The sequence below is a fragment of the Clostridium tyrobutyricum genome, from assembly GCF_019144085.1.
Classification (GTDB): Bacteria; Bacillota; Clostridia; order Clostridiales; family Clostridiaceae; genus Clostridium_B; species Clostridium_B tyrobutyricum_A.
Genome location: NZ_JAHHUY010000002.1, coordinates 63,696 through 86,820 on the forward strand (window position 1 = coordinate 63,696; position 23,125 = coordinate 86,820).

Genomic DNA, 23,125 nt, shown 5'->3' on the forward strand with positions numbered 1-23,125 from the left:
AGTTCAATAATATAAGGCATTACTATAATTTAATAATACCTTATATCCATATTTATAATCCAAAATACTCATTTATACTTTCAAAACATTTATCAACCATATATTCTATATCTATTTTTTCAATAACATAAGGAGGCATAAAATATAATACATTCCCTATAGGCCTTAAAAGTAATCCTTTATTTAAAGCTATTCTATATATTCCATATCCTACTCTTTCCTTCCAGCTGAAACTTTCTTTCGTATTCTTATCTTTAACAAGTTCTATCGCTGTTATCATGCCAATTTGACGTATGTCTCCTACAAACGGACTGTCTTTTGCTCTATCAATTACAAGTTTCTTAATCAATTTAGCTTTGTCCCTGTTCTTTTCAATTATATTTTCATCTTCAAATATATTTAAACTTTCACAAGCTGCAGCACATGCCATTGCATTACCTGCATATGTATGACTGTGTATAAAAGTCTTTAATTTAACATAATCATCATAAAAAGCATCATATATTCTATTAGTAGTTAAAACTGCAGACATTGGCATATAACCCCCACTGATACCTTTGGATAAGCACATTATATCAGGGCTTATGTCAGCATGATTACAAGCAAACATCTTTCCTGTTCTTCCAAATCCAACAGCTATTTCGTCTGCAATTAAAATAATATCATAATAGTCACAGGCTTTCCTAAGTTTTCTTAAATAAATAGGAGAGTAAATCTTCATGCCTGCCGCTCCTTGAACCATAGGTTCTACAATTATGGCACAAAGTTCATCATGATAAATTTCCAGTTCCCTTTCCATATGTTCAAAACATTCAGCACTGCAGCTGTCTCTGTTTTTTCCATATTTACATCTATAGCAGTCTGGTCCTTGAACTCTAAGTGTATCAATAAGAAGTGGCTTGTAAATTTTATTATACAAATCCAAAGCACCTACGGACAATGCACCAATTGTTTCTCCATGATAAGCATCAGTTAATGCAGCAAATCTTATTTTTTTAGTTTTCCCCTTTTGCTGGTAATACTGAAAACTCATCTTTAGAGCTATCTCTACCGCAGAAGAGCCATTATCTGAAAAAAACATTTTTTCTAGTCCCTCTGGGGCTATATTTATAAGCCTCTCTGCTAATTCAACAGCAGGTTTATTAGAAAAATGTGCAAAAATAGAATGTTCAATTTTGCCTAATTGCTTTTGAATTGCCCTGTTAATTCTAGGATTGCTATGTCCGAAAATGTTTGTCCACCATGAACTTATGCAATCCAAATATGAATTACCGTGTATATCCTGTAAATAGCATCCCTTGCCCCTTTCTATGATAATAGGAGGCAACTCCTCACAGTCTTTCATCTGTGTACATGGATGCCATATATATTTCAAATCTTTTTCTTCAAGTCCTTTCATTATTCATACCTCCTTCATACAATCAATTATCCCTTTTGAATTAAATACTTTTTCTGATACTTTCTTTATACTTTCCATGAAATCCCGTGTATTTTTCTCAATATGGGGCATAATCCCCAGTATGGGAATTCCCGTCATTCTTTTTATCATATCTATATTATCATTACACATAACTGTGTCTTTATATCCATTTATTATAATTCCTTTTATACATATTCCCATATCTTCAATGTATTTAGCAGTCAAAACAGTATGATTTATAGTTCCTAAACCTGCAGTTGAGACTAAAATCATATCCATTCCCAGTTCTTTTATAAGTTTGTCCAAAGTATATATTTTTCCATCAAAATCAGTGAGTGGACACGTTACTCCTCCACTACCTTCACATATTATATAATCATACTTTTTCTTTAAATCATTAAATCTGTCCTCTATTATTTTTATATCAATAGGATTATTTTCAAGTTTTGAAGCCAAATATGGCGATACTTCAGTTTTATATATGTATGGAGTAATGTAATCATATTTTTCTTGAATACCGGCAAGTGAACATACAAATTTAGTATCTCCTGGGATCATCTTTCCATGTTCCATTTCGGCTCCACTCAATGCCGCCTTAAAATAAACTGTATTGTATCCATCTTTACGCAGAGTATAAGCCAAAGCTCCAGTAATCAATGTTTTTCCAATTTCCGTATCAGTCCCCACTATATACACGCCTTTAGTCATTTTAGATACCCTCTTCCAATATTATAATTTTTTATAGACCTAACTATAAAGTTTATTTAGTGCTTTTAATTTTAATGATAAAAGTGCAGCTGATACACTTATTACAAGATCACCACCTACACAAATAATAAATCCGTAAAATACTGCCCATGCCATAGTTTTCCTATCTCCCATATATAAGTTATAAATAAGATAAAGATGTAAAACCCCAAATAAATAAACAAAAAATAACCCGCTTAATATACACAATAAAGATTTAATAAAACTAATTTTTTTAATTTTAGAGCTTAATTTTCCAATTACAAATGAAGCAACTATAAATCCTATCAAGTACCCAAAAGTAGGTTTGAATATGTAGTATAATCCCCCGCCTTCTGTAAAAATTGGAATTCCTATAAGTCCTATAACCACATATAGGATCTGTGACAATGCTCCTAATTTGGCTCCGAGCACAATACCGCTAATAGCACAAAACAGCCATTGAAGTGTAAATGGAACATATGGTATAGGTATTTTTATAAAAGCCCCTATAGCGGTCAAAACTGCAAAAATGGATACCATAATCATATCTCTTGTCTTCAATTAAATTTTCCCCCTTACCGTTATTATTGTCAACTACTATAAGTATAATAGTTGACAATTAAATATTATAGACTTTTTTACATTTTGTCAACTCACGCTCATATTATTTAACAATACAAATATACATATTATATTGATACAAATTAAAATATTATAAATTTCACACATATTAGGTATTCATCATGCGTAATATTTAATAATAAGTTAAGGGGGAAAGATACTTATGGATTTTAAAGATATAATTGAAAATGATAGAGAATCAAGGAAAAAGGAAGAATTTGAAGGAACATTTCTAGAATATTTACAACTTGTAAAGAATAATCCCGATATAGTCAAACTAGCACATAATAGAATGTACAATATCATAATAAATAAAGGCTATGAAGTATTAAAACCTGAGGATAACCCAAGAATAAAGAAACTATATGGTAATGAACCAATAAAAAGATACAACTTTTTTAAAAATGAATTTTTTGGAATAGATAGAGTAATAATGAAGCTGGTTAACTATTTCCATTCTGCATCTATGAAGGGTGAAGAAGCAAGACAAGTGCTCTATTTAGTAGGTCCTGTTGGTGCAGGTAAATCATCCCTGGTAGATTCAATTAAAAAGGCCCTGGAAACTGCAGAATCTATTTATGCACTAAAAGGATGCCCTATTAGAGAAGAACCTCTTCATCTAATACCAAAACATTTAAGAACCGACTTTGAAAAAAAATTAGGTGTAAAAATTGAAGGTGATTTATGCCCAGTTTGCAAATATAGATTAAAGCACCAATACGATGGTAAATATGAAAATTTTCCTGTTGTAACTACAGACTTTTCTATACGTTCAAGAAAGGGTATAGGAGTAGTGCCTCCAGTTGATCCTAATAATCAAGATACATCTGTCCTTACAGGTTCTGTAGACATATCAAAAATGGATATGTATCCTGAGGATGACCCAAGAATATTTTCTTTAAATGGTGCTTTTAATGTAGGAAACAGAGGAATTGTAGAATTTATAGAAGTTTTTAAAAATGATGTAGAATACCTTCATACAATAATAACTGCAACACAGGAAAAATCCGTTCCTTCTCCTGGAAAAGGCTCAATGATATATTTTGATGGAATTATACTTGCTCATTCAAATGAATCAGAATGGAACAAATTTAAGTCTGATCACACCAATGAAGCAATACTAGATAGAATTGTAAAAATCGAAGTTCCATACTGCATGGAATTAAATGAAGAAGTCAAAATATATAAAAAAATACTTGGCAAAAGCCAGTTTGATGCTCATATAGCACCACATACTCTTGAAATTGCAGCCATATTCGCCATTCTTTCAAGACTTTCACCATCTAATAAAGTTGATCCTATGACAAAATTAAAAATTTATAATGGAGAAGATATCGTAGAAAAAGGAAGCACTAAAAAAATTGACTATTCAGAGTTAAAAGAAGAAGCTGGAATGAGAGAAGGTATGTCTGGAATTTCAACTAGATTTATTATCAAAGCTTTAGACAGTGCCCTTTCCAATTCAGAATACAACTGCATTAATCCAATAAGTGTAATAGACATACTTGTAAAATCAGTTAAAGATTTAGATATAGCTGATGATGATAAAAAAAGATATCTTACATTTTTAAATGATACTATCAGAAAAGAATACAATAAAATACTAGAGAAAGAAGTAACAAGAGCCTTTATTCAAAGCTTTAGAGAACAAGCTGAAAGTTTATTTGACAATTATTTAGATCATGCGGAAGCATATGTAAATAGAAATAAAATTAAAGATCGTTCAACAGGTGAGGACTTAGATCCAGATGAAACTTTCATGAGATCTATTGAAGAACACATTGGTATCTCTGAAAGTTCAGCAAAAGGTTTTAGAACAGATGTTACATCATATATGTTTTACGTAATAAGAAATGGTGGAAAAATCGACTATACATCTTATGAACCACTTAAAGAAGCTATTGAGAAAAAGCTTACTACATCTGTAAGGGAATTATCCAGAATAATAACTAAATCCAAAGTACGCAATAAGGATCAGGCAGAAAAATATAATTCCATGGTTGAAGAAATGAAAGCAAATGGTTATTGCGATCACTGCTGCGATGTTATATTAAAATATGCTGCCAATAATCTATGGAAGGATTGATGTTATGGCTATTTTCAGAGAATTTGATGAAAGCCAGCATCATGATAGATCTTTAGAGGATAGAAGACGTCATAAACAATTAGTAGAAAAATCTATCAAAGACAACTTAGCCGATATAATATCAGAAGAAAGTATTATAGGACAAAGTAAAAATAAGAAAGTTAAAATTCCAATAAAAGGAATTAAAGAGTATAGATTTATATATGGAGACAACAAATCTGGTGTAGGCAGTGGAGATGGCTCACAAAAAAGAGGAGACAACCTTGGAAAAGCTGCTAATGGAAAAAGTGTTAATGGCAATAAAGGTGCTGGCAATGCTGAAGGTGAAGACATATATGAGACAGAAATCACTATAGAGGATGTTATAAATTATCTTTTAGAAGATTTGGAACTTCCTTTAATGGATAAAAAAAGATACTCTGAAATACTTTCAAAAAACTCTATTAAAAAAGTTGGCTATCAGAAAAATGGAATAAATCCCAGACTTGCTAAAAAGAGAACTGTTATAGAAAAACTTAAAAGATGTCAAACAGCCAAAAAAGATCTACATGAAGCTAACTCTGATAAAGAACTAGAAGAAGATTCAAAATCAAGATTTCCATTTAGACAAGATGATTTAAGATATTATAGAGTTAAAAAAAGACCAAAGCGTGAACTAAATGCTGCTGTAATTTGTGTAATGGATACTTCAGGCTCTATGGACAGTACTAAAAAATTCCTGGCCAGATCTTTCTTTTTTATTCTCTATGAATTTGTAAGAATGAAATATAACAATGTAGAGGTAAAATTTATAGCACATTCCACTACTGCAAAATTAGTTACAGAAGGAGAGTTTTTCCATAAAGTAGAATCTGGAGGTACTTATATTTCCAGTGGATTTAAAAAGGCTTTAGAAGTAATTGAAGAAAATTACAATCCTGCTTACTGGAATCTATACACTTTTTATGTAAGTGATGGCGATAACTGGAGCGAGGATGATGAGAGAGCTGTAAAATATGGCAAAAAATTAAGTGAAATCTGCAATCTCTTTAGCTATGCAGAAATAATCCCAAGCCCCTACAGCAGTAATATAAAGGAACTCTTGAAAAATGAAATTAGCAAGAACAACTTTGCAGCTGTTACTATTAATCAAAAACAGGATTTATGGGAATCTTTAAAGAAGATATTAAAAAAAGAGTTGGAAATGGGGTGATGTGTTTGGACTATTCAACTACAGATTTAAAAAATTGGTGTTCTACTATAGAAACTATGGCAAAAAATTCAGGTCTTGACTTTTATCCTCAGGAATTCGAAATTGTAAGCTATAAAGATATGATTGGATATGAGGCATACTTAGGTATGCCCTCCAGGTATCCACACTGGAGTTTTGGAAAATCTTACGATAGAGCTGAATCATTATACAGATATAATCTTACAGGGCTTCCCTATGAAATGGTTATAAATTCCGATCCGTGCCTGGCCTATTTAATGAAGGATAATACACTATTGCTTCAAATATTAACTATGGCACACGTATATGGTCATAATGACTTCTTTAAAAACAACAGACTTTTTAAAGATGGAACCAATGCATCATATACTATTGAAATGTTCAAAAACAATGCAAATATGATAAGAGAATATTTAAATGATCCAAGCATAGGATATACTGGAGTAGAAAAAATTTTAGATGCAGCCCATGCAGTAAGATATCAAACAAGAAGAGCTATAGGACTAAAAAATTCTGAAGAAGAACCTTGTGATGACTTAATTCTATTTATCATTAAACACGGAAATTTGGAAGAATGGCAAAAAAATGTCTTAAATGTAGTAAGAAAAGAAACAGCATATTTCATACCTCAAATTGAGACAAAAATTATGAATGAAGGATGGGCAAGTTACTGGCACTACAAAATACTTCATAAGCTTGACCTTCCAGATTCACTTTTTATTGAATTCATAAAAAGACATAATGATGTTATAACTCCTGCCATGGGAAGTATTAATCCATATCATCTTGGATTTAAGATGTTCGAGGATCTTGAAAAAAGATATGGAACTGAAAAAATATTCGAAGTCAGAAAATTAGAAAGAGATGAATCTTTCATTCGCAGATATCTTACAAAAGATATCTGTTATAGACTGAATTTATTTGAGTATATGAAAGATGGAGATGCCTATATAGTAAAAGATATTGCAGATGATACAGGATGGCTTGAAATTAGAAATGCTTTATGCAATTCCTGTGGTATGGGAACAATTCCTAATATTGAAGTCAAGGAAATCTCATCAAAAGATAATACTCTAATTTTAAATCAGATTTATGATGGACGAGAATTGAATTCTAAATATATGGAAGCCACTTTGAAATATATTTATGACCTGTGGAATGGTCCAGTGCAATTGAATACTAAAATCAGCAAAAAAATTACAGGTGTTAAATGTGATGCAGATAAAAAAATTTCATATACATCTTTAGAATAAATATGTTTTTTAATAGCTGTCCCAAAATAAATTTGAGACAGCTTCTTCTAATTTACAGACCATGATGGATCTTTTCCACTTCTTATTATTCATTAGTAATCAGTTTAAATACATCCAGTAAATTTTCAGCTATATATTTAGGTCCTGAAGTTCTTAATTCCTCAATAGAACCATATCCATATGAAACAGCTATACAATTTATATTATTTTCTCGTGCTCCAACTATATCATGTTTTCTATCTCCTACCATTACTACTTCCCCATGGTTAACAATATTATATTTATCTAAAATATATTTAATAACTTCCCCTTTTTTACTTCTAGTACCATCTATATTACTTCCAACAATATCGTCAAAATATGCATATAAATTAAAATGCTTTAGTATCCTTCTAGCAAATACTGTAGGTTTAGATGTAGCTATTATTAAATTAAGTCCTGATTCTTTCAATTTAGCAAGAAGTACCGCAACATTTCCATAAACCTTATTTTCAAAAATACCATATTTTTTAAAATACTCTCTATAATATTCCACTGCTTGTACTGACTTTAATTCATCAAATTTATAATATTTTATAAATGACTCTTTTAATGGCGGTCCTATAAACTTTTCAAGCAAATCCAAATCATCCACTATAATACCATACTTTTTTAATGAATACTGTACAGATTTAGTTATACCTTCTTTAGAGTCTGTTAAAGTTCCATCCAGGTCAAATAGCACATATTTATATTTCAATTTATCTCCTCCATTATGTTATTAAATTTCCAATTTATGAGTAATCCATTGTTTTCCCTCTACAAGTCTTGATATTAACATACTTGATACCGTATTTCCAGTTGAATTCAATACTGTAGCAGGTGCATCTATAATAACACTTATAATTGCAATTACAGGTAGAAGTTCTGAAGGAAAGCCATAAATGCTCAATATAAGCATTTCACCAATCATACCTCCACTTGGTATTGCAGCCATCACAGCACCTACTAAAAATGACACTATTATTATGGACAACAGCGATGAAACACTTGTCATATCCCTACCGAATAATCCAAATAGAAAAGTAATTTTCATAACTCCCCCAATTACAGACCCATCTTTATGAATATTTGCTCCAAGGGGAATTACAGTTTCTGATATATCTTTTGGGACAAGCATTTTCTTTGTAAATTCCAAATTTACCGGTATACTTGCAGCACTAGAACATGTAGCAAGCGCTGTTATGGTAGGAGTTACAGCATTCCTCCAAAACAGACCTATTCCTTTTCTTCCACCAGATAGAAATGCATAAATAGTAAAAAAGGCAAAATAATAGATCATAGCTATAATTACATACAAAACAAATACTCTTAAATATCCCTTTAATATTTGTGGTCCAAGTTCTCCTATTAATGCAGCAAAATAACATCCAAGTCCTATAGGAGCATAGTACATAATTATTTTAACCATCTTCATCATTATGTTTGACGCTGAAGTCAAAAACTTAGTTACGGGCTCTGCCTTTTTTCCAATCATAGCTGCTGAAATGCCGAAAATTACGGAAAATACAATAAGCTGCAGCATGTTACTTTTAGAAAATAGAGAAACAAAATCTGAAACTGTTACAGTATTTATAAATTGCTGTGCAGCACCTAAATGCTTAACTTTTTCTACGGTATTATCTGTTGATACTATTTCTTTAAGCATTGAATAGTTGATTCCCTGTGCAGGATCCACTATTACAGCACCTATAACCCCAATTACAGATGCTATAAATGCCGTAAATATAAATACTAGAAAAGTACTGATCATTATTTTACCAAGCCTTTTCATTCCATTCATATTAGCTATAGCAGAAGTTATACTGAAAAATACCAATGGTGTTATTATCATAAACATTAAATTTAAGAACAAGTCTCCAAAAGGTTTAAGCACACTTGATTTTGGTCCTAGTAATACACCTATGATTGCTCCTATTGCTATTGAACCGAGAAGTATAATAGAAAATCTGTAATTTTTAAGAAATCCTTTCATTTTAACAACCCCCAATACATATTTAATATTATTCCATTTATTATTATATTCCATTTTCAAATCGTTTTCATAGATTAAAGTAAAAAAAATTATCTATAGTTGAGAATTTACTCTTAAACTGTAGATAATTTTCACTAACTTAATTTAACTGTCTCTGCTGCTGTCGTCTTGGTTTTAAAATCAAATAACGTGCAGCTACAAATATAATATATAGATAGAATACTATTTGAATTATAAATACATAAGTAACCTTCTGTCCACCTGCGAAACCTATTATATAAGTTAAAAATGTAGCACCTAAATTGTTGAAAACAGTTATAAGTGCAGAAGCAGGAGGTACATCTTCCCTACTTACATGTTGTATTATATATCCTTGAATAGCAGGATAAATCATAGACATTGTTATTCCAAGAATTGCAATACCTATCAACGCCTGAATTCTAGAATTACCGAACAAAATAATAAATATGCCACAAATGGATATAATAGGTGAAATTAAAAGGAATCTCAATTGACCTACCTTATTTAAGAATTTATCACCTATAGCTCTTCCAAAAGTGAACAAAATCCAAAAACCTAGAAGAATGTTTGGAACTTCAGTCTTATTAATTCCATAGTAATTTTCAAGAAAAGTGCCTGTCCAATTTGTAGTTGATATTTCAGCTCCTACATAGAAAAATACCGCTATAACAAATAATAAAACCAATGGATTCTTTAGTACAGAAGACTCTGGTTTTTTACATTCACTACCTTCATCAGCACACAAGGATATTCCTTTGATTTGTGTAGCCAATACGAGAAATACAGCTACAAGTATTATGTGAACAATATAAGCATAACTAAAATGTATATTACCTTTTAATATCAACCTGTCTATAGGTAAAATTAAAATTCCACCCAGTCCAAAAAATGCATTGGCAAGGCTAAATTTCTGATACTGCTTTGGAAGAAGTGAAAGCATTGTAGTTAAGAATACAGTGCCCATACCTACTGCAAATCCTGATATAAAATATCCCACCATAAGAACATAAAAAGACTTTGATAAAATTATTATAACGCTTGCAATGATTGCAAATAAAAATCCTAGATTCAATCCTTTTTTAAGTCCTAACGTATACATAAACTTCGCACTTACCATACTCATTATAAATGAAGCACAATATACTACTGATGGAAGCATTGCAATAATCCCACTTGATACATGATAAGTATTTTTTATAGTTGTTATAAATGGAGATAAAGTATTTGAAAACAGAGACAAAAAAAAGAAACCAGCAAAAATAATTATCATGTTTTTAAAGTTCTTGTTCATTTGCTTCCTCCTAAAATTTATTGTTAATTTATTAACTTTCAATTTCTATATATATCAGTATAGTATAAAAAGCTTTTAAAATCAATCATTTTTATTTAAAATCTTTCATTTTTTTTCATTAATCAATCAAAACATGTTATAATAAGCATATTTGAATATATTATGACTAAAAATGCTATAATTTTTATACAATAATAAACATATGCTATTATGATTTATGATATCATCTATAGTGTAATTAAATATATTAAGAAGGTAAATATTATAATGAATAAAATAAATTTCAATAATTTTGATTTAAGTAAAAACATATTAAAGTCACTAGAACAATTAGGATATAAAAATCCATCTGAAGTTCAAGAAAAGGTTATACCATTTATTCTTGACAACAAGGATGTCATAGTTAAATCTCAAACTGGAAGTGGCAAAACTGCTGCATTTGCTATACCAATTTGTGAGAATATACAACTTGAAGAAAGAAAACCTCAAGTGCTGGTACTTACTCCTACAAGGGAATTGGCAATTCAAATAAAACAGGACTTTTCAAGTATAGGACTATTCAAAAGGATAAACTGTATTGCAGTATTTGGCAAAGAACCTTCTAATATTCAGAAGGAGAAACTTAATCAAAGAGTTCATGTAGTAGTTGGCACACCTGGCAGAACACTGGATCACATCAAGAAAAACAATCTGGATGTAAAGAAAATAAAATATCTTGTTATAGATGAAGCCGATGAAATGTTCAATATGGGATTTATATCTCAAGTTAAATCCATAATAGATAAGCTGCCAAAAAACAGAGCAACTTTTCTTTTTTCAGCAACTATACCTAAAGAAATACTGGAATTATGTGATTCATATATGAATCATCCAACTAATATAGAAGTTGCTTCAAAAAATTCCATACAAGATAAAATCAGGCAAATATATTATGAAGTTGAATCCTATAAAAAATTTGATTTATTAAATAAAATAATATATAAAGAACTTCCAGACAGCTCTATAATATTCTGCAGGACTAAAAAAAATGTGGATGACTTAATTGAAAAGATGAAAGATAAAGGATATTCTTGCAGCGCTTTACATGGTGGCATGCTTCAGGCTCATAGAATCGATGTAATGGAAAAGTTTAAAAGAGGAGAATTTACTTTCTTGGTATCTACCGATATTGCTGCCAGAGGAATTGATGTGGAAAATATAACTCATATAATAAACTATGATATACCTATGGAAAAGGAAAGTTATGTCCATAGAATTGGAAGAACCGGTCGTGCTGGAAATACAGGTGTTGCTATAACTTTAGTAACTCCCAGGGAATATCGATTTTTGCATGAAATAGCTCTGCATTATGAATTTAATATAGAAAAGGGTACAATGCCTTCCCTTGAAGAGGTTGAAAGAGGAAAACAATTATTCAAACAGAAATCAAAAATTCCACATAAACCCAAAAATGACAAATCTCAAAAATTAAATGATAATGTTACAAAAATATATATAAGTGCCGGCAAGAAGAAAAAAATAAGACCTGGTGATATAGCAGGGGCTATTTCAAGCATTCCAGGCATAAGCGCAGATGACATAGGAATAATAAATATACAGGACAATTTTTCCTATGTAGACATACTTGCAGACAAGGGTAATATAGTATTAGACGGACTTAAGGACAAAACTATAAAAGGTAAAACCATAAGGGCTGAAAGAGCACAAAAATAATATTCTCTATCTTACTGAATTTGATTTAAGAAATTTAGCTACACCATTGTTATCATTGGAATCTAGAATGTCTGTAGCTAAATTTTTTATTTCTTTATAGGCATTCTCAACTGCATATGATTCATCTGATAACTCAAAAAGTGATCTGTCATTTAAATTATCACCAAAACATATAAGTCTATCTACATTCAAATAGTTTTTTAAGAATTTAGCCGCTGAACTCTTGTTGGCTTTTAAATTTGTAGTTTCAAGCCAAAAATATCCTCTAGAATATATTTCTTCAGTATACTGACAACTTATGTTCAACTTATCTGTAAATATTTTATATTCAGTATCCAGAACATCTCTTCTTTCTATGGCGAATATGTTTATTATTCTATAATTTTGAATTAATGAAAAGTCCCCTACTTTAGTAAGTCTTTTATCTTTGTTTTCTTTGCGTGAATTTAAATATATTTCTTGTCCTTCATTAAATACATCTTTATAAAATATCTTTTTGTTGCCTCTTGAATCTATTGCTGATATTAAAGGAGAAATATTATTTTCATGATAACTTCTTAATATAAATTCAGCATCATCATTTTTTAAATAATTTGCAACAATATTTTTATGTGAAATTGGATCGTAGACAAATGCTCCATTATTCAAAATTACAGGAAGTTTTAATTTTAAAGGCTGCAATATTTCTTTGGAAGCATCATAAGACCTTGCCGTGGCTATAGTAAAATTCAATCCATCATCTATTAGTTTATTTATTATCTCAACAGAAATTTTACTTACAACTTGCTTTGAATTCAATAGTGTTCCATCTAAATCTGAAATGTATAAATCCAATATTTTACCTCCAGTTAACCTTTTATAGTATTTTAATCTCATCTTGTGGTTTTATCCATCCACTATTTAATACTTTTGCAAATATACCTTCTCTTGGCATAATGCAATCTCCAACCAAATTTTTTATGGCACATCCTTTATGACATTCCTTGCCAATTTGAGTTACTTCCAGCAGCACTTCCCCTACTTTTATTTTTGTTCCAACAGGGAGTTCATATAGAATCACCCCTTCAGTAGTTAGATTTTCTGCAAATTTGCCACTGCTAAGCCCTTTTACTCCTGAAGCCTTCATCTTGTCTATACTTTCCTGAGCTAGTAAACTTACTTGTCTATGCCAGTTTCCTGCATGTGCATCACCTGACAAACCATGGTTTTCTTTAAAATATCCTTTTTCAATAGGATGTTTTACAACTCCCTTTTTCTCACTTGTATTAACAGCCAAAACTTTACTCAAATGTTATCTCTCCCTTCATAATATATAGCTATCGTGCACATTCAGAATCTTCTCCTTTGAGAATAGCTATTCCATGTGGCAAAACAGGTAAGATTGCATGAAGATTTTCTGTTGCTCCTTTGGGACTTCCTGGCAGATTTACTATAAGAGTGCTATTTCTAATTCCTGATATAGCTCTGGACAACATAGCTTTTGGAGTTATTTCCAAAGACTTAAGCCTCATAGCTTCACCAAACCCAGGAACATACTTATGTATTACATTTTTAGTAGCCTCCGGAGTAACATCCCTTTTGGAGAAACCAGTTCCTCCATTAGTTAATACTAAATCTAACTTTATTGTATCTGAAAGATATACAAGTTCCTTTTCTATATCTTCCATTTCATCAGGTACAATTTTATAATATTCTACATTATAATCCTTATCATTCAGTAATTGTTTTATTGCAGGTCCCGTACTATCTACCCTTTTACCTTTAGAACCTTTATCACTGACAGTTAATATCCCCACCTCTATCAATTCACACAGCCTCCGATTTAAATATTTGGTCTATTAAATAATACACTATATTGTTTTTCCTGTTTAAATCCGCATTGAAAATAAAATTTTTCAGCATAAGTGGTCCAAAGAACTTTACTAGTATTTTTTATACTTGGATAATCAACTATTATCTGAATAAGTTTCCTGCCCAGTCCTTTGCCCCTATACCTTTCATCTATAATCACATCCATTATAAGAGTATATACAGAATAATCACTTATAAATCTTGCAAATCCTATTTGTATATTATTATGATAAACAGCAAAGCATACACTATTTTCAATGGTGTTTGCTATAATTTCCTTTGAACGATTATTTGCCCAATGAGATTGTTTTAATAATGTATATACATTATCCAGCTTGATTTTATCAATATCATCAGTAAATATATATCCATCTTGTTCTATTTGCATATCAAAATATCTCCCATTCAAAAATATATTATATTTATTTTCTATTAAAATATTGATAGTAATAGCATTTCAATCTTCCATTATAAAGTTTTCTGTTCTTATTGGATTCCTTTCCAAAATATTTTTCAAATTTATCGTCCGCTGTTATTATAAAATAATTCCAATCCTTTAGTTTCGAAAATACTTTACCTATATCCTCATATAATTTTTCAGCTTCCTCCAACTCTCCAAGTCTTTCTCCATAGGGTGGATTGCTTATTATAAAGCCTCCACATTTACTGGAGCTAAACTCCTGGACGGATATTTTTTGAAATGCGATACAATCCTCTACTCCTGCTTTTTCAGCATTATTCATAGCTGTTCTAACAACTCTTCCGTCTATATCAGATGCCAATATTCTGAATTCTTTATTATTTATAGAGTGCGATGCATACTTTCTTAAATCTCTCCATAGATCTTGTGGAATTATACCCCACTGCTCAGAAACAAAATTTCTATTTAATCCAGGTGCCATGTTCTTTCCTATCAATGCAGCCTCTATGGCAATTGTTCCTGAACCACACATTGGATCTGCAAGAATTATGGAAGGATCCCATTTACTTAACAATACTAAAGCTGCAGCCAATGTCTCCTTTATAGGTGCTTTTCCTGAGTTCTTTCTATATCCTCTTTTATGTAATCCCTCACCGGAAGTATCAACGGTCAGAGTAACTATATCCTTTAAAATTCCAACTTCTATTTTATATTCTGCCCCAGTCTCCTCAAATTTCTCCAGGTGATATTTATTTTTCATGGATTCAACTACAGCTTTTTTAACTATAGATTGACAGTCCGGTACACTATGAAGCTTTGACTTTACAGATTTACCTTCAACATGCATAAATGCATCTTCCGGCATGAGAGATCCCCACTCTACTTCAGTTGTACCCTGGAAAAGCTCCTCAAAACTTTCTGCTTTGAACTCGGCCATTCTTATAAGAACTCTATCCGCAGTTCTAAGCCATAGATTACAGGTAACTATATCCATCTCGTCACCCTGAAAAATCACTCTTCCATTTTCTATATGTAAATCTTCATATCCAAGATCTTTAAGTTCCATTGCAACTACAGATTCCAATCCAAATGTTGCCGTAGCAATTAACGTATATTCCATATTTTCCTCCTATTATATTACCTGTCTATAATTACTTGTAATTATATTTCTATCAAACTATAGTTTCTAGTTCCAAGACCGATTTCTTCCCCATATGATAATTGAATATAACCGTAAGTATTATCTCTGAGTCCTTTAAATTTATCATGACATTTCTCATGATCATGATTATCACTTAACATAGTATGCTGTAAAGTTATTGCATTATTCACCAAATCATAACATGCACAATCCAGTGCTACTGGATCAGTTGAAGCCAGAATTCCTATATCAGGCACTATAGGTGCATCACTCCAGGGAACGCAATCACAGTCAGGAGTAACATTTATGACAAAATTAATATAACCTACTCTACCCTTCTTGCCTCTCAATGCTCCATAAGCATACTCCGTAAGTTTTTCAGTAAATATTTTTGCCTCCATTTCCCCACCTGAGTCAATGGCCTTCACTGGACAGACCGTCATACATTCTCCACAACCTATGCATTTCATCTTATCTATAGATGATTTTTTATTTTCAACAGTTATAGCCTGTTTAGGACAGACCTCACTGCATTTTCCACAACCTATGCACTTTTCTATATTTACACTTGGTCTTATAGAGTGTTGATCTCTTTTTCCTGCTGGATTGGCGCATCCCATGGCAAGATTCTTGATTGCTCCACCAAAACCTGCAACTTCATGTCCTTTAAAATGTGATAGTACTATCATACTGTCCGCTTGAGCTATTGCCCCTGCTATTCTTGTTTCTTTAAAGTGTTTTTTATTTATTTTTACTTCTTTTACGTTTTCACCTCTTAAACCATCTGCTATTATTACAGGAGCATCAACTACTGAATGGCCAAATCCATGAAGAGATGCTGTATTTGCATGGTCTACTGCATTGGATCTACTTCCAGAATACAATGTGTTTGTATCTGTTAAAAATGGATTGGCCTGTGATTCCCTTATTTTATCAACCACCTGTCTTATAAAAACAGGATTAATGTATCCATCTCCTCCAAGCTCTCCAAAATGAATTTTAACTGCAGTTAAATCTCCTTTACTTAATACATTTTCAAATCCAGCCTTATCGAATAATTTTCTTATTTTAGTTACTTTATTTTGATTTTCATTTCTTGCTCTCAAATTTGCAAAGTAAACATTACTTTTCACAAAATTACCTCCATATAATCATATTAATAGTTTAATATAAGAGGATGCTACAATCATTTGTTGTCTGTAACATCATTACTTATTTTTAAATTTGATTATTAAAATTTTTCATAATGAACTCTTTTTTCATCAAATCTATCTATAAATTTATTTTCCTGTCCATCGGGATATCCTACTGCAATCAACGCAAAAGGTTCAATATTGCCGGGTAAATTAAATACCTTGCATACATAATCCATTCTTTCCTTAATGGAACCTACTCCAAGCCAGACAGCACCAAGTTCCAAGTCCACTGCCTCCAGCAGGAGGTTTTCTGCAGCTGCTCCCATATCCTGTGATACACAACCTGGTACAAGCAAATTACCTTTCCTTGATAATAAGACAAAAGTAACACTTGAATCAGCCACCATTTTAGAATATGGACTAGTATTTGACAACTCTTTTAATTTTTCTTTATCCTGCACAACAATAAATTCCCATGGCTGCTGATTCGCTGCAGATGGTGCCTGCATAGCAGCCTTTAAAAGTTTATCTATCTTTTCCTTCTCAACTGGTTTATCTTTGTATTTTCTTATACTTCTTCTATTAAAAATTATGTCCATTATATTCCCTCCTCAAAATAATTTGGATTTTACAACTTTTCTACTATAATTCTACTATAAAATAATATATTAAAACAAATAAAATCACCCTCCTATTTCATACATCATTTTTTTGCTTGAGCTTATGCCAGCTTCTAAATGATGTTCCACAGGCTTACTAAGTATAATTTTTTTTAATAATAAAATGAGATTCTCCTCATTTCCTATATAGGGCTTTATATCATATTCCTGTTTTGAATGGAGACAGGGCTTTATAGTGCCAGTAGAAGTAAGCCTTATTCTATTGCAAAAGCTGCAGAATTTACAACTTATAGGTCTTATAAAACCTACCAATCCCTTTGCATTTGGTAATTTATACAATTCTGCAGTACTGCTTTTTTCATTTGTTATATGTTCAAGAGAAGTAAAATTTTTAATAATTTTGTCACATTTTATATTTTCATCTTTATAAAGATCAACTGCAGTACCCATGGGCATTAATTCAATGAACCTTACATGAATTGGCATATCTAGTGTCAAATTAATAAAATCTTGAATTTCATCATCATTTATTCCCTTTAAAAGCACCACATTTATTTTGACTGGTGAATATCCAAGACTTATACATTTTTCAATAGCCTGTATAACTTTATTCAGATCTCCACCTCTTGTAATACTATTAAACTTTTTTTCATTTAAAGTGTCCAGACTTATATTTACTCTATTCAATCCGGATTTTTTTAAATCTCCAGCTGCATCACAGAGCAGAATACCATTGGTAGTTATAGAAATATCCTCAATACCTTCAATAGATGAGGTCTCATATATAAGATTATCTATCCCATTCATTATAAGAGGTTCTCCACCAGTATACCTTATTTTATTTATACCTATTAAAGATGAAGCTTTTATTATCTTCAATATTTGTTCAAAATGAAGTATATCCTCATGATTGAGCTTAGGTACAACACCTTCTTCCGGCATACAGTATCTACATCTTAAATTACACCTATCTGTAAGAGATATGCGTAAATAATTTATATTTCTCTTATATTTATCTATCATATAAAATTCATCCTTTAATGACTATTATTTTACCTATATATTAAAGCAGATATACCCTCCAAATCCATAGTCTTTTCTTCTTTACTCTATAAAAGTTCAGTTTCCATAAAAGCAATTGAACAATCAAGAACTTCATCTTCCCATTCTTTGGAATTAAAAGTGTGGTCTGCTCCTTTAACAATATGAAGAACTGCATTGGTTCCATAAAGCTCCAAATATCTCTCTGATATGCAAAGTGGAACCGTTTCATCCTTGTCACCATGAATAATCAAAACATTTTTATCATATGAAGATGCTTTACGGAAAATATCAATATTTTCTATATCACCTAAGAATTCCGTACCAATCGACAATCCTTCAAAATCAAAAAAACCTTTCCTGCGAATTTGCCTAACATCATCTTTACTTTTTCCTTTTATTATAATATCTCTCATGTTTCCTGCTGGAGCCCATAAACAAAGTGATTTTATAGTTTCCCTGCGATCTCCAGCGAGCATACTTGCAATGGCTCCACCCAAACTAAGACCTATAACACCTATTTTGTTTATATCTACAAAATCCAAAGATCCAGCATAATCAAGTATTGCATTTGCATCCTCAAGTTCTTTTGAAACAGTCATGTCAATAAATTCGCCATCACTTTCTCCACTTCCCCTGAAATCAAAACGCACACTGGCGATCCCCATATCAGCCAGCTTTCTTGATAACTTCACAAACATAAAATGAGCTTCAGTTTTGTCACTGTAAAATCCATGAAAAATACAAACTATTGGAATCTTGCCATTAATACGTTCTGGAACATGAAGCATGCCCCTTAAAGTCAATTCCTTACTTTCAATTTCAACTGATTTCTGCATAAACAACACCTCCATGAATATATTATAATCCTTAATACCTGTTTAATGTATTATTTCATTATACCTAATAACATCTTTATATTTCAACAGCTCATATATAAATATAAAATAAAAAATACCAGACTTACTATTATGCAAGCCTGATATTTTTAAATATGTTTCCATTAAATTTATTCATATTTTAAGTCTTTCTACTATTTCTCCGCCTTCAATATGTTTGTCCATTATCTCCTCTACATCGTCTGGAGTAACTCCTCCATACCATACTCCTTCTGGATATACAACAACTATTGGTCCCTGGGCACACATACCAAAACATCCTGTATTGGTAACTTTAACTTCATCATTCAAATCCCTGTCTTCTATTTCTTCCATGAATCCACTGACTATATCAACAGATTTTTTAGAAAAACATACTCCCTGCTGCTTTCCATTGATTCTAGAGCTTGTACAGACAAAAATATGATGTTTTAGTTGATCCATAATAACATATCCTCCTATAACAATTTTAAATTTGATTACCAAATCAACATATCACAATTTATCATAAAACTCAATATTATTTTAATGAATCATTAAAATAATTGCATATAATTATCTTAATATTAAATTTTCGCCTAGTTATTTAACAAAACACATAACCAATGGTATCGTAGCAAGACTAAACAATGTTGTCATAAAAATTGATTGCGATGCTGTCTTTGTATCAGTGTTATACTGTTCTGAAATAATTGAAACTGACGATGGAGCCGGTAATGCAGAAATCAGAATCAATAACCCGGGTATTAAACTTCCCCTCCCAAATGGAAGCATTCTCACAACTGCAATAGTAATAAACGGAATAATTAAAAGCCTCATAAAAGTAAGAATATAAATTTTTTTATTTTTAAATATTTCCTTAACATTTGACTTGGATATAGATAAGCCTACAACAATCATGGAAAGTGGGGCAGTCAAATTCCCAAGATCTTTTAAAATTTTCATTACAACCTCTGGTATATGCCACTGTGTAAAATAAAATATCAAGCCAAGAACTACTGCAATATTTATATTATTGTAAAATAGCTGACGTCCACTTAGTTTTACTGTATTGTTTCCTCGTATAAGCAGTTTCACACCAACAGAGAAGATTAAAAAGTTAGATACTACATTTCCAATTGCCATTAAAAATAAACCACTGTTTCCATAAATGGACTGGGAAAGTGGAAATCCCATAAATCCATTGTTTGAAAACATACATATAAAAATCCAAACCCCTGCCTGAATAGTTTTTATATTGCATATCTTTACTACTGCAAGTCCTATAAATAGACATACAATATGAAAAATAATCATAATAACAAATATCTGAATACTTTCAACTAAAAGACTCTGCTCAAAGGGACGGATCATTGAACAAAATATGGTAATGGGCAATGCTACTTTTACTAAAAAATTCGACAAATCTGAAGTACAATAAGTATGTATAACCTCTTTTTTCCCCAAAAAGTATCCAAGAAAAATAAATACAAATAATATTACTACATTTTCAAGTACAAGATACATTTTAAAATCCACCTTTTTTAAAGTTCTACAATATCAAACTTATTATATATCATTATTGAGAACGCTCCAAATTAAATAATTATTGTGACAACAGACACATAAAAATTTAATATATCATGATATATTAAATTATAAATTACAAATTTAAAGGCAGGGTTCAAAATGTTAAAATTAATTTCTTACGTTATTGGTTTAATTCATTACCAACATAAGTTTATATTTCTAAATAAATTTAAGAAATCTCTATTAATTGGATTATGTGTTTTTGCATGTGTATTTACAATTAATAAACTTGGTTACCACTATAAAATAATACTTTTAATTCCTCCTATAGCCGCAAGTTGTGTAATAATTTTCACTTTACCAAATAGTCCATTTTCACGGCCAAAAAATATTATAGTAGGACATATAATGAGTGCTTTTATTGGCTTATTTCTTATGAATTCAATGAATATTACTTCAGTGAGCTTAGCTTTAGCACTGAGTTTATCCATATTTTCCATGCTTTTAACAGACACACTTCATCCTCCTGCAGGAGCTACTACTGTTTTAGTCATGTATACCAAAGCCGGATGGCATTTTGTGCTATTCTCAGTAATAATTTCAACAATTATAATATCCATAATTTCAATTGTATATAAGCGAATGCATGGTTTTGTAAAAGGTAGTAAAAAAGAATTTAATGTGCAAAAGTTATAAATATGTGTGCTACATTTATTTTCTACCAAAGAGACAGCATAAAGTTGAAGCTATTAGTTGTTATTTTAACTATTCCTTTTTGATTTGATTATTTTGTATATAATTCCAAGAATTATAAACCATACAGGTGTTACAAATAATGCTACACGAGTTTCTTTATTAAGTGCCAATACAACTAAAACAAAAGCAATAAATGCTAAAATTATATAGTTGGATATTGGATAAAATGGCATTCTGAATTTACTTTTTGCAGCAAGCTCAGGGTTAGCTTTTCTGTACTTTAAATGGCATATAACTATAATAGCCCAAATAAAAATAAAACAAAATGTTGATATACTAGTAATAAGTACAAACACCCCTTCTGGCATAATATAACTCAAAATAACTGAAAGCAATATAACAACTGCAGAAAATATTAGAGCATTAGAAGGTACTTTATGTGATGTCAGCTTCTTCATTGACTTGGGTGCATTATTTTCTTTTGCAAGAGAATAAACCATACGGCTTGTACTGAATATACCACTGTTACAAGCTGATGCAGCTGATGTAAGCACAACAAAATTTATAATACTCGCCGCTGCTACTATTCCCACTGCAGCAAATACCTCAACAAATGGACTTTTAGCTGGATTAATTGAATTCCATGGATATATACTCATAATTACAATAAGTGCTCCAATATAGAAAATAATAATTCTAATTGGAATATTATTAATAGCCCTTGGAATAACATGTTTGGGATTTTCAGTTTCGCCTGCTGTCAAGCCAACAAGTTCAATTCCAGTAAAAGCAAATACAACCATTTGGAATGAGAGTATAAAACCACCTGACCCATTAGGAAACCAGCCGCCGTGCTTCCAAAGATTTGCAAAACTGGATGCACCAGCATTTGTAGAAAATCCTTTAATAATCATAAATACACCAACTATAATCAACAATAAAATTGCAACAATTTTAATCAGTGCAAACCAGAATTCCATTTCGCCGAATAACTTTACCGCAGTAAGGTTCATTCCAAGTAAAACTACAAGAAATATAAGACTTGGTAACCATTGAGGTACACCAGGAAACCAGTATTGCATATAAAGCCCGGAGGCAGTCAAGTCAGCCATAGCCAGTGAAATCCAGCAGAACCAGTAGGTCCATCCCGTAATAAACGCTGCCCCGTTTCCCATATAATCATGTACAAATTCTACAAAAGAATGATAATTTAAATTAGAAAGCAATAATTCCCCGAGGGCACGCATAATAAGAAAACAAATTAATCCTGTTATTGCATATGCAAATAAAATAGATGGTCCTGCCAGGTGAATTGACCTACCTGAACCAAGGAATAATCCAGTACCAATTGCACCTCCAATTGCAAGTAATTGAACATGACGATTTTTTAATCCTCTTGATAAGTTTTGATTTTCAGACATTTCAGACATATGTATTCCGCCTTTCTAAATATTACTGTTTCTAAATTCATATT

23 protein-coding genes are annotated in these 23,125 nt (G+C 31.1%); 5 read left to right on the forward strand and 18 right to left on the reverse strand.

Features of this window, described 5'->3' with window-relative positions; translation table 11 throughout:
• Window positions 1-52 precede the first annotated feature (52 nt).
• From bioA to KM800_RS01090, 3 genes are read right to left on the reverse strand one after another with little or no spacing between them, the layout of a single operon-like run.
• Window positions 53-1,399 carry an adenosylmethionine--8-amino-7-oxononanoate transaminase gene (bioA, locus tag KM800_RS01080; RefSeq protein ID WP_217811410.1) on the reverse strand — a complete coding sequence of 449 codons (1,347 nt, stop codon included), beginning with the start codon at window positions 1,397-1,399 and terminating at the stop codon, window positions 53-55.
• A 3-nt stretch (window positions 1,400-1,402) separates the two neighbouring features.
• Entirely contained in the window at window positions 1,403-2,128 is a 726-nt protein-coding gene (bioD, locus tag KM800_RS01085; protein ID WP_217811411.1) for a dethiobiotin synthase, read from the reverse strand.
• Between the two features lie 39 nt (window positions 2,129-2,167).
• Window positions 2,168-2,710 carry a biotin transporter BioY gene (locus KM800_RS01090; protein ID WP_217811412.1) on the reverse strand — a complete coding sequence of 181 codons (543 nt, stop codon included), beginning with the start codon at window positions 2,708-2,710 and terminating at the stop codon, window positions 2,168-2,170.
• Window positions 2,711-2,933: 223 nt separating this feature from the next.
• Here KM800_RS01090 and KM800_RS01095 point away from each other — a divergent pair, with 223 nt between their 5' ends.
• From KM800_RS01095 to KM800_RS01105, 3 genes are read left to right on the forward strand one after another with little or no spacing between them, the layout of a single operon-like run.
• Window positions 2,934-4,856, forward strand: a complete 1,923-nt coding sequence (locus KM800_RS01095) for a PrkA family serine protein kinase (protein ID WP_217811413.1) — start codon at window positions 2,934-2,936, stop codon at window positions 4,854-4,856.
• Window positions 4,857-4,860: 4 nt separating this feature from the next.
• Complete coding sequence (gene yhbH, locus KM800_RS01100; protein WP_217811414.1) at window positions 4,861-6,048, forward strand: sporulation protein YhbH; 1,188 nt, start codon at window positions 4,861-4,863, stop codon at window positions 6,046-6,048.
• On the forward strand, window positions 6,048-7,319 hold the full coding sequence (locus tag KM800_RS01105; RefSeq protein ID WP_217811502.1) for a SpoVR family protein: 1,272 nt from the start codon (window positions 6,048-6,050) through the stop codon (window positions 7,317-7,319). The genes yhbH and KM800_RS01105 overlap by 1 nt, the downstream gene beginning before the upstream one ends.
• Window positions 7,320-7,404: 85 nt before the next feature.
• On the opposite strand, the gene KM800_RS01110 is transcribed toward KM800_RS01105, so the two are convergent.
• From KM800_RS01110 to KM800_RS01120, 3 genes are all read right to left on the reverse strand, one after another.
• A complete protein-coding gene (locus KM800_RS01110) occupies window positions 7,405-8,058 on the reverse strand; it encodes an HAD family hydrolase (RefSeq protein ID WP_217811415.1) in 654 nt (217 codons plus the stop codon).
• Between the two features lie 21 nt (window positions 8,059-8,079).
• A complete protein-coding gene (locus KM800_RS01115) occupies window positions 8,080-9,333 on the reverse strand; it encodes a dicarboxylate/amino acid:cation symporter (protein WP_217811416.1) in 1,254 nt (417 codons plus the stop codon).
• Between the two features lie 139 nt (window positions 9,334-9,472).
• Window positions 9,473-10,645, reverse strand: a complete 1,173-nt coding sequence (locus tag KM800_RS01120; RefSeq protein WP_217811417.1) for an MFS transporter — start codon at window positions 10,643-10,645, stop codon at window positions 9,473-9,475.
• Between the two features lie 267 nt (window positions 10,646-10,912).
• On the opposite strand from KM800_RS01120, the gene KM800_RS01125 reads away from it, so the two are divergent.
• Complete coding sequence (locus tag KM800_RS01125) at window positions 10,913-12,358, forward strand: DEAD/DEAH box helicase (RefSeq protein ID WP_217811418.1); 1,446 nt, start codon at window positions 10,913-10,915, stop codon at window positions 12,356-12,358.
• A gap of 6 nt (window positions 12,359-12,364) precedes the next feature.
• On the opposite strand, the gene KM800_RS01130 is transcribed toward KM800_RS01125, so the two are convergent.
• From KM800_RS01130 to KM800_RS01180, 11 genes are all read right to left on the reverse strand, one after another.
• Window positions 12,365-13,192 carry an HAD family hydrolase gene (locus tag KM800_RS01130; protein ID WP_254906425.1) on the reverse strand — a complete coding sequence of 276 codons (828 nt, stop codon included), beginning with the start codon at window positions 13,190-13,192 and terminating at the stop codon, window positions 12,365-12,367.
• A 22-nt stretch (window positions 13,193-13,214) separates the two neighbouring features.
• Entirely contained in the window at window positions 13,215-13,646 is a 432-nt protein-coding gene (locus KM800_RS01135; protein WP_217811420.1) for an MOSC domain-containing protein, read from the reverse strand.
• A 28-nt stretch (window positions 13,647-13,674) separates the two neighbouring features.
• Window positions 13,675-14,163: a molybdopterin adenylyltransferase gene (mog, locus tag KM800_RS01140; protein ID WP_217811421.1), complete on the reverse strand. Its 489-nt coding sequence runs from the start codon at window positions 14,161-14,163 to the stop codon at window positions 13,675-13,677.
• 17 nt (window positions 14,164-14,180) lie between these two features.
• A complete protein-coding gene (locus KM800_RS01145; protein WP_217811422.1) occupies window positions 14,181-14,597 on the reverse strand; it encodes a GNAT family N-acetyltransferase in 417 nt (138 codons plus the stop codon).
• 34 nt (window positions 14,598-14,631) lie between these two features.
• Window positions 14,632-15,750: a THUMP domain-containing class I SAM-dependent RNA methyltransferase gene (locus KM800_RS01150; protein ID WP_217811423.1), complete on the reverse strand. Its 1,119-nt coding sequence runs from the start codon at window positions 15,748-15,750 to the stop codon at window positions 14,632-14,634.
• 41 nt (window positions 15,751-15,791) lie between these two features.
• Window positions 15,792-16,904 carry a DUF362 domain-containing protein gene (locus tag KM800_RS01155; protein ID WP_217811424.1) on the reverse strand — a complete coding sequence of 371 codons (1,113 nt, stop codon included), beginning with the start codon at window positions 16,902-16,904 and terminating at the stop codon, window positions 15,792-15,794.
• Between the two features lie 98 nt (window positions 16,905-17,002).
• Entirely contained in the window at window positions 17,003-17,506 is a 504-nt protein-coding gene (locus KM800_RS01160) for a nitroreductase family protein (protein ID WP_217811425.1), read from the reverse strand.
• Window positions 17,507-17,590: 84 nt separating this feature from the next.
• On the reverse strand, window positions 17,591-18,550 hold the full coding sequence (moaA, locus tag KM800_RS01165) for a GTP 3',8-cyclase MoaA (RefSeq protein ID WP_217811426.1): 960 nt from the start codon (window positions 18,548-18,550) through the stop codon (window positions 17,591-17,593).
• Between the two features lie 86 nt (window positions 18,551-18,636).
• On the reverse strand, window positions 18,637-19,407 hold the full coding sequence (locus KM800_RS01170) for an alpha/beta hydrolase (RefSeq protein ID WP_217811427.1): 771 nt from the start codon (window positions 19,405-19,407) through the stop codon (window positions 18,637-18,639).
• Window positions 19,408-19,581: 174 nt separating this feature from the next.
• Complete coding sequence (locus KM800_RS01175) at window positions 19,582-19,890, reverse strand: 2Fe-2S ferredoxin (RefSeq protein WP_017752324.1); 309 nt, start codon at window positions 19,888-19,890, stop codon at window positions 19,582-19,584.
• Between the two features lie 138 nt (window positions 19,891-20,028).
• A complete protein-coding gene (locus KM800_RS01180) occupies window positions 20,029-20,952 on the reverse strand; it encodes an AEC family transporter (RefSeq protein ID WP_217811428.1) in 924 nt (307 codons plus the stop codon).
• Between the two features lie 162 nt (window positions 20,953-21,114).
• Between KM800_RS01180 and KM800_RS01185 the strand changes: the two genes are divergently transcribed.
• Entirely contained in the window at window positions 21,115-21,651 is a 537-nt protein-coding gene (locus tag KM800_RS01185; RefSeq protein WP_217811429.1) for an HPP family protein, read from the forward strand.
• Between the two features lie 65 nt (window positions 21,652-21,716).
• Here KM800_RS01185 and KM800_RS01190 read toward each other — a convergent pair whose 3' ends face one another.
• Complete coding sequence (locus KM800_RS01190) at window positions 21,717-23,072, reverse strand: amino acid permease (protein WP_217811503.1); 1,356 nt, start codon at window positions 23,070-23,072, stop codon at window positions 21,717-21,719.
• Between the last annotated feature and the right edge of the window lie 53 nt (window positions 23,073-23,125).

Bases quoted from the DNA above. Each gene is read 5' to 3' on its own strand.
- bioA (WP_217811410.1), bottom strand. From the start codon at position 1,399: ATGAAAGGACTTGAAGAAAAAGATTTGAAATATATATGGCATCCATGT.
- bioD (WP_217811411.1), bottom strand. From the start codon at position 2,128: ATGACTAAAGGCGTGTATATAGTGGGGACTGATACGGAAATTGGAAAA.
- KM800_RS01095 (WP_217811413.1), top strand. From the start codon at position 2,934: ATGGATTTTAAAGATATAATTGAAAATGATAGAGAATCAAGGAAAAAG.
- yhbH (WP_217811414.1), top strand. From the start codon at position 4,861: ATGGCTATTTTCAGAGAATTTGATGAAAGCCAGCATCATGATAGATCT.
- KM800_RS01105 (WP_217811502.1), top strand. From the start codon at position 6,048: ATGTGTTTGGACTATTCAACTACAGATTTAAAAAATTGGTGTTCTACT.
- KM800_RS01115 (WP_217811416.1), bottom strand. From the start codon at position 9,333: ATGAAAGGATTTCTTAAAAATTACAGATTTTCTATTATACTTCTCGGT.
- KM800_RS01120 (WP_217811417.1), bottom strand. From the start codon at position 10,645: ATGAACAAGAACTTTAAAAACATGATAATTATTTTTGCTGGTTTCTTT.
- KM800_RS01125 (WP_217811418.1), top strand. From the start codon at position 10,913: ATGAATAAAATAAATTTCAATAATTTTGATTTAAGTAAAAACATATTA.
- KM800_RS01145 (WP_217811422.1), bottom strand. From the start codon at position 14,597: ATGCAAATAGAACAAGATGGATATATATTTACTGATGATATTGATAAA.
- KM800_RS01150 (WP_217811423.1), bottom strand. From the start codon at position 15,750: ATGGAATATACGTTAATTGCTACGGCAACATTTGGATTGGAATCTGTA.
- KM800_RS01160 (WP_217811425.1), bottom strand. From the start codon at position 17,506: ATGGACATAATTTTTAATAGAAGAAGTATAAGAAAATACAAAGATAAA.
- moaA (WP_217811426.1), bottom strand. From the start codon at position 18,550: ATGATAGATAAATATAAGAGAAATATAAATTATTTACGCATATCTCTT.
- KM800_RS01170 (WP_217811427.1), bottom strand. From the start codon at position 19,407: ATGCAGAAATCAGTTGAAATTGAAAGTAAGGAATTGACTTTAAGGGGC.
- KM800_RS01175 (WP_017752324.1), bottom strand. From the start codon at position 19,890: ATGGATCAACTAAAACATCATATTTTTGTCTGTACAAGCTCTAGAATC.
- KM800_RS01180 (WP_217811428.1), bottom strand. From the start codon at position 20,952: ATGTATCTTGTACTTGAAAATGTAGTAATATTATTTGTATTTATTTTT.
- KM800_RS01185 (WP_217811429.1), top strand. From the start codon at position 21,115: ATGTTAAAATTAATTTCTTACGTTATTGGTTTAATTCATTACCAACAT.
- KM800_RS01190 (WP_217811503.1), bottom strand. From the start codon at position 23,072: ATGTCTGAAAATCAAAACTTATCAAGAGGATTAAAAAATCGTCATGTT.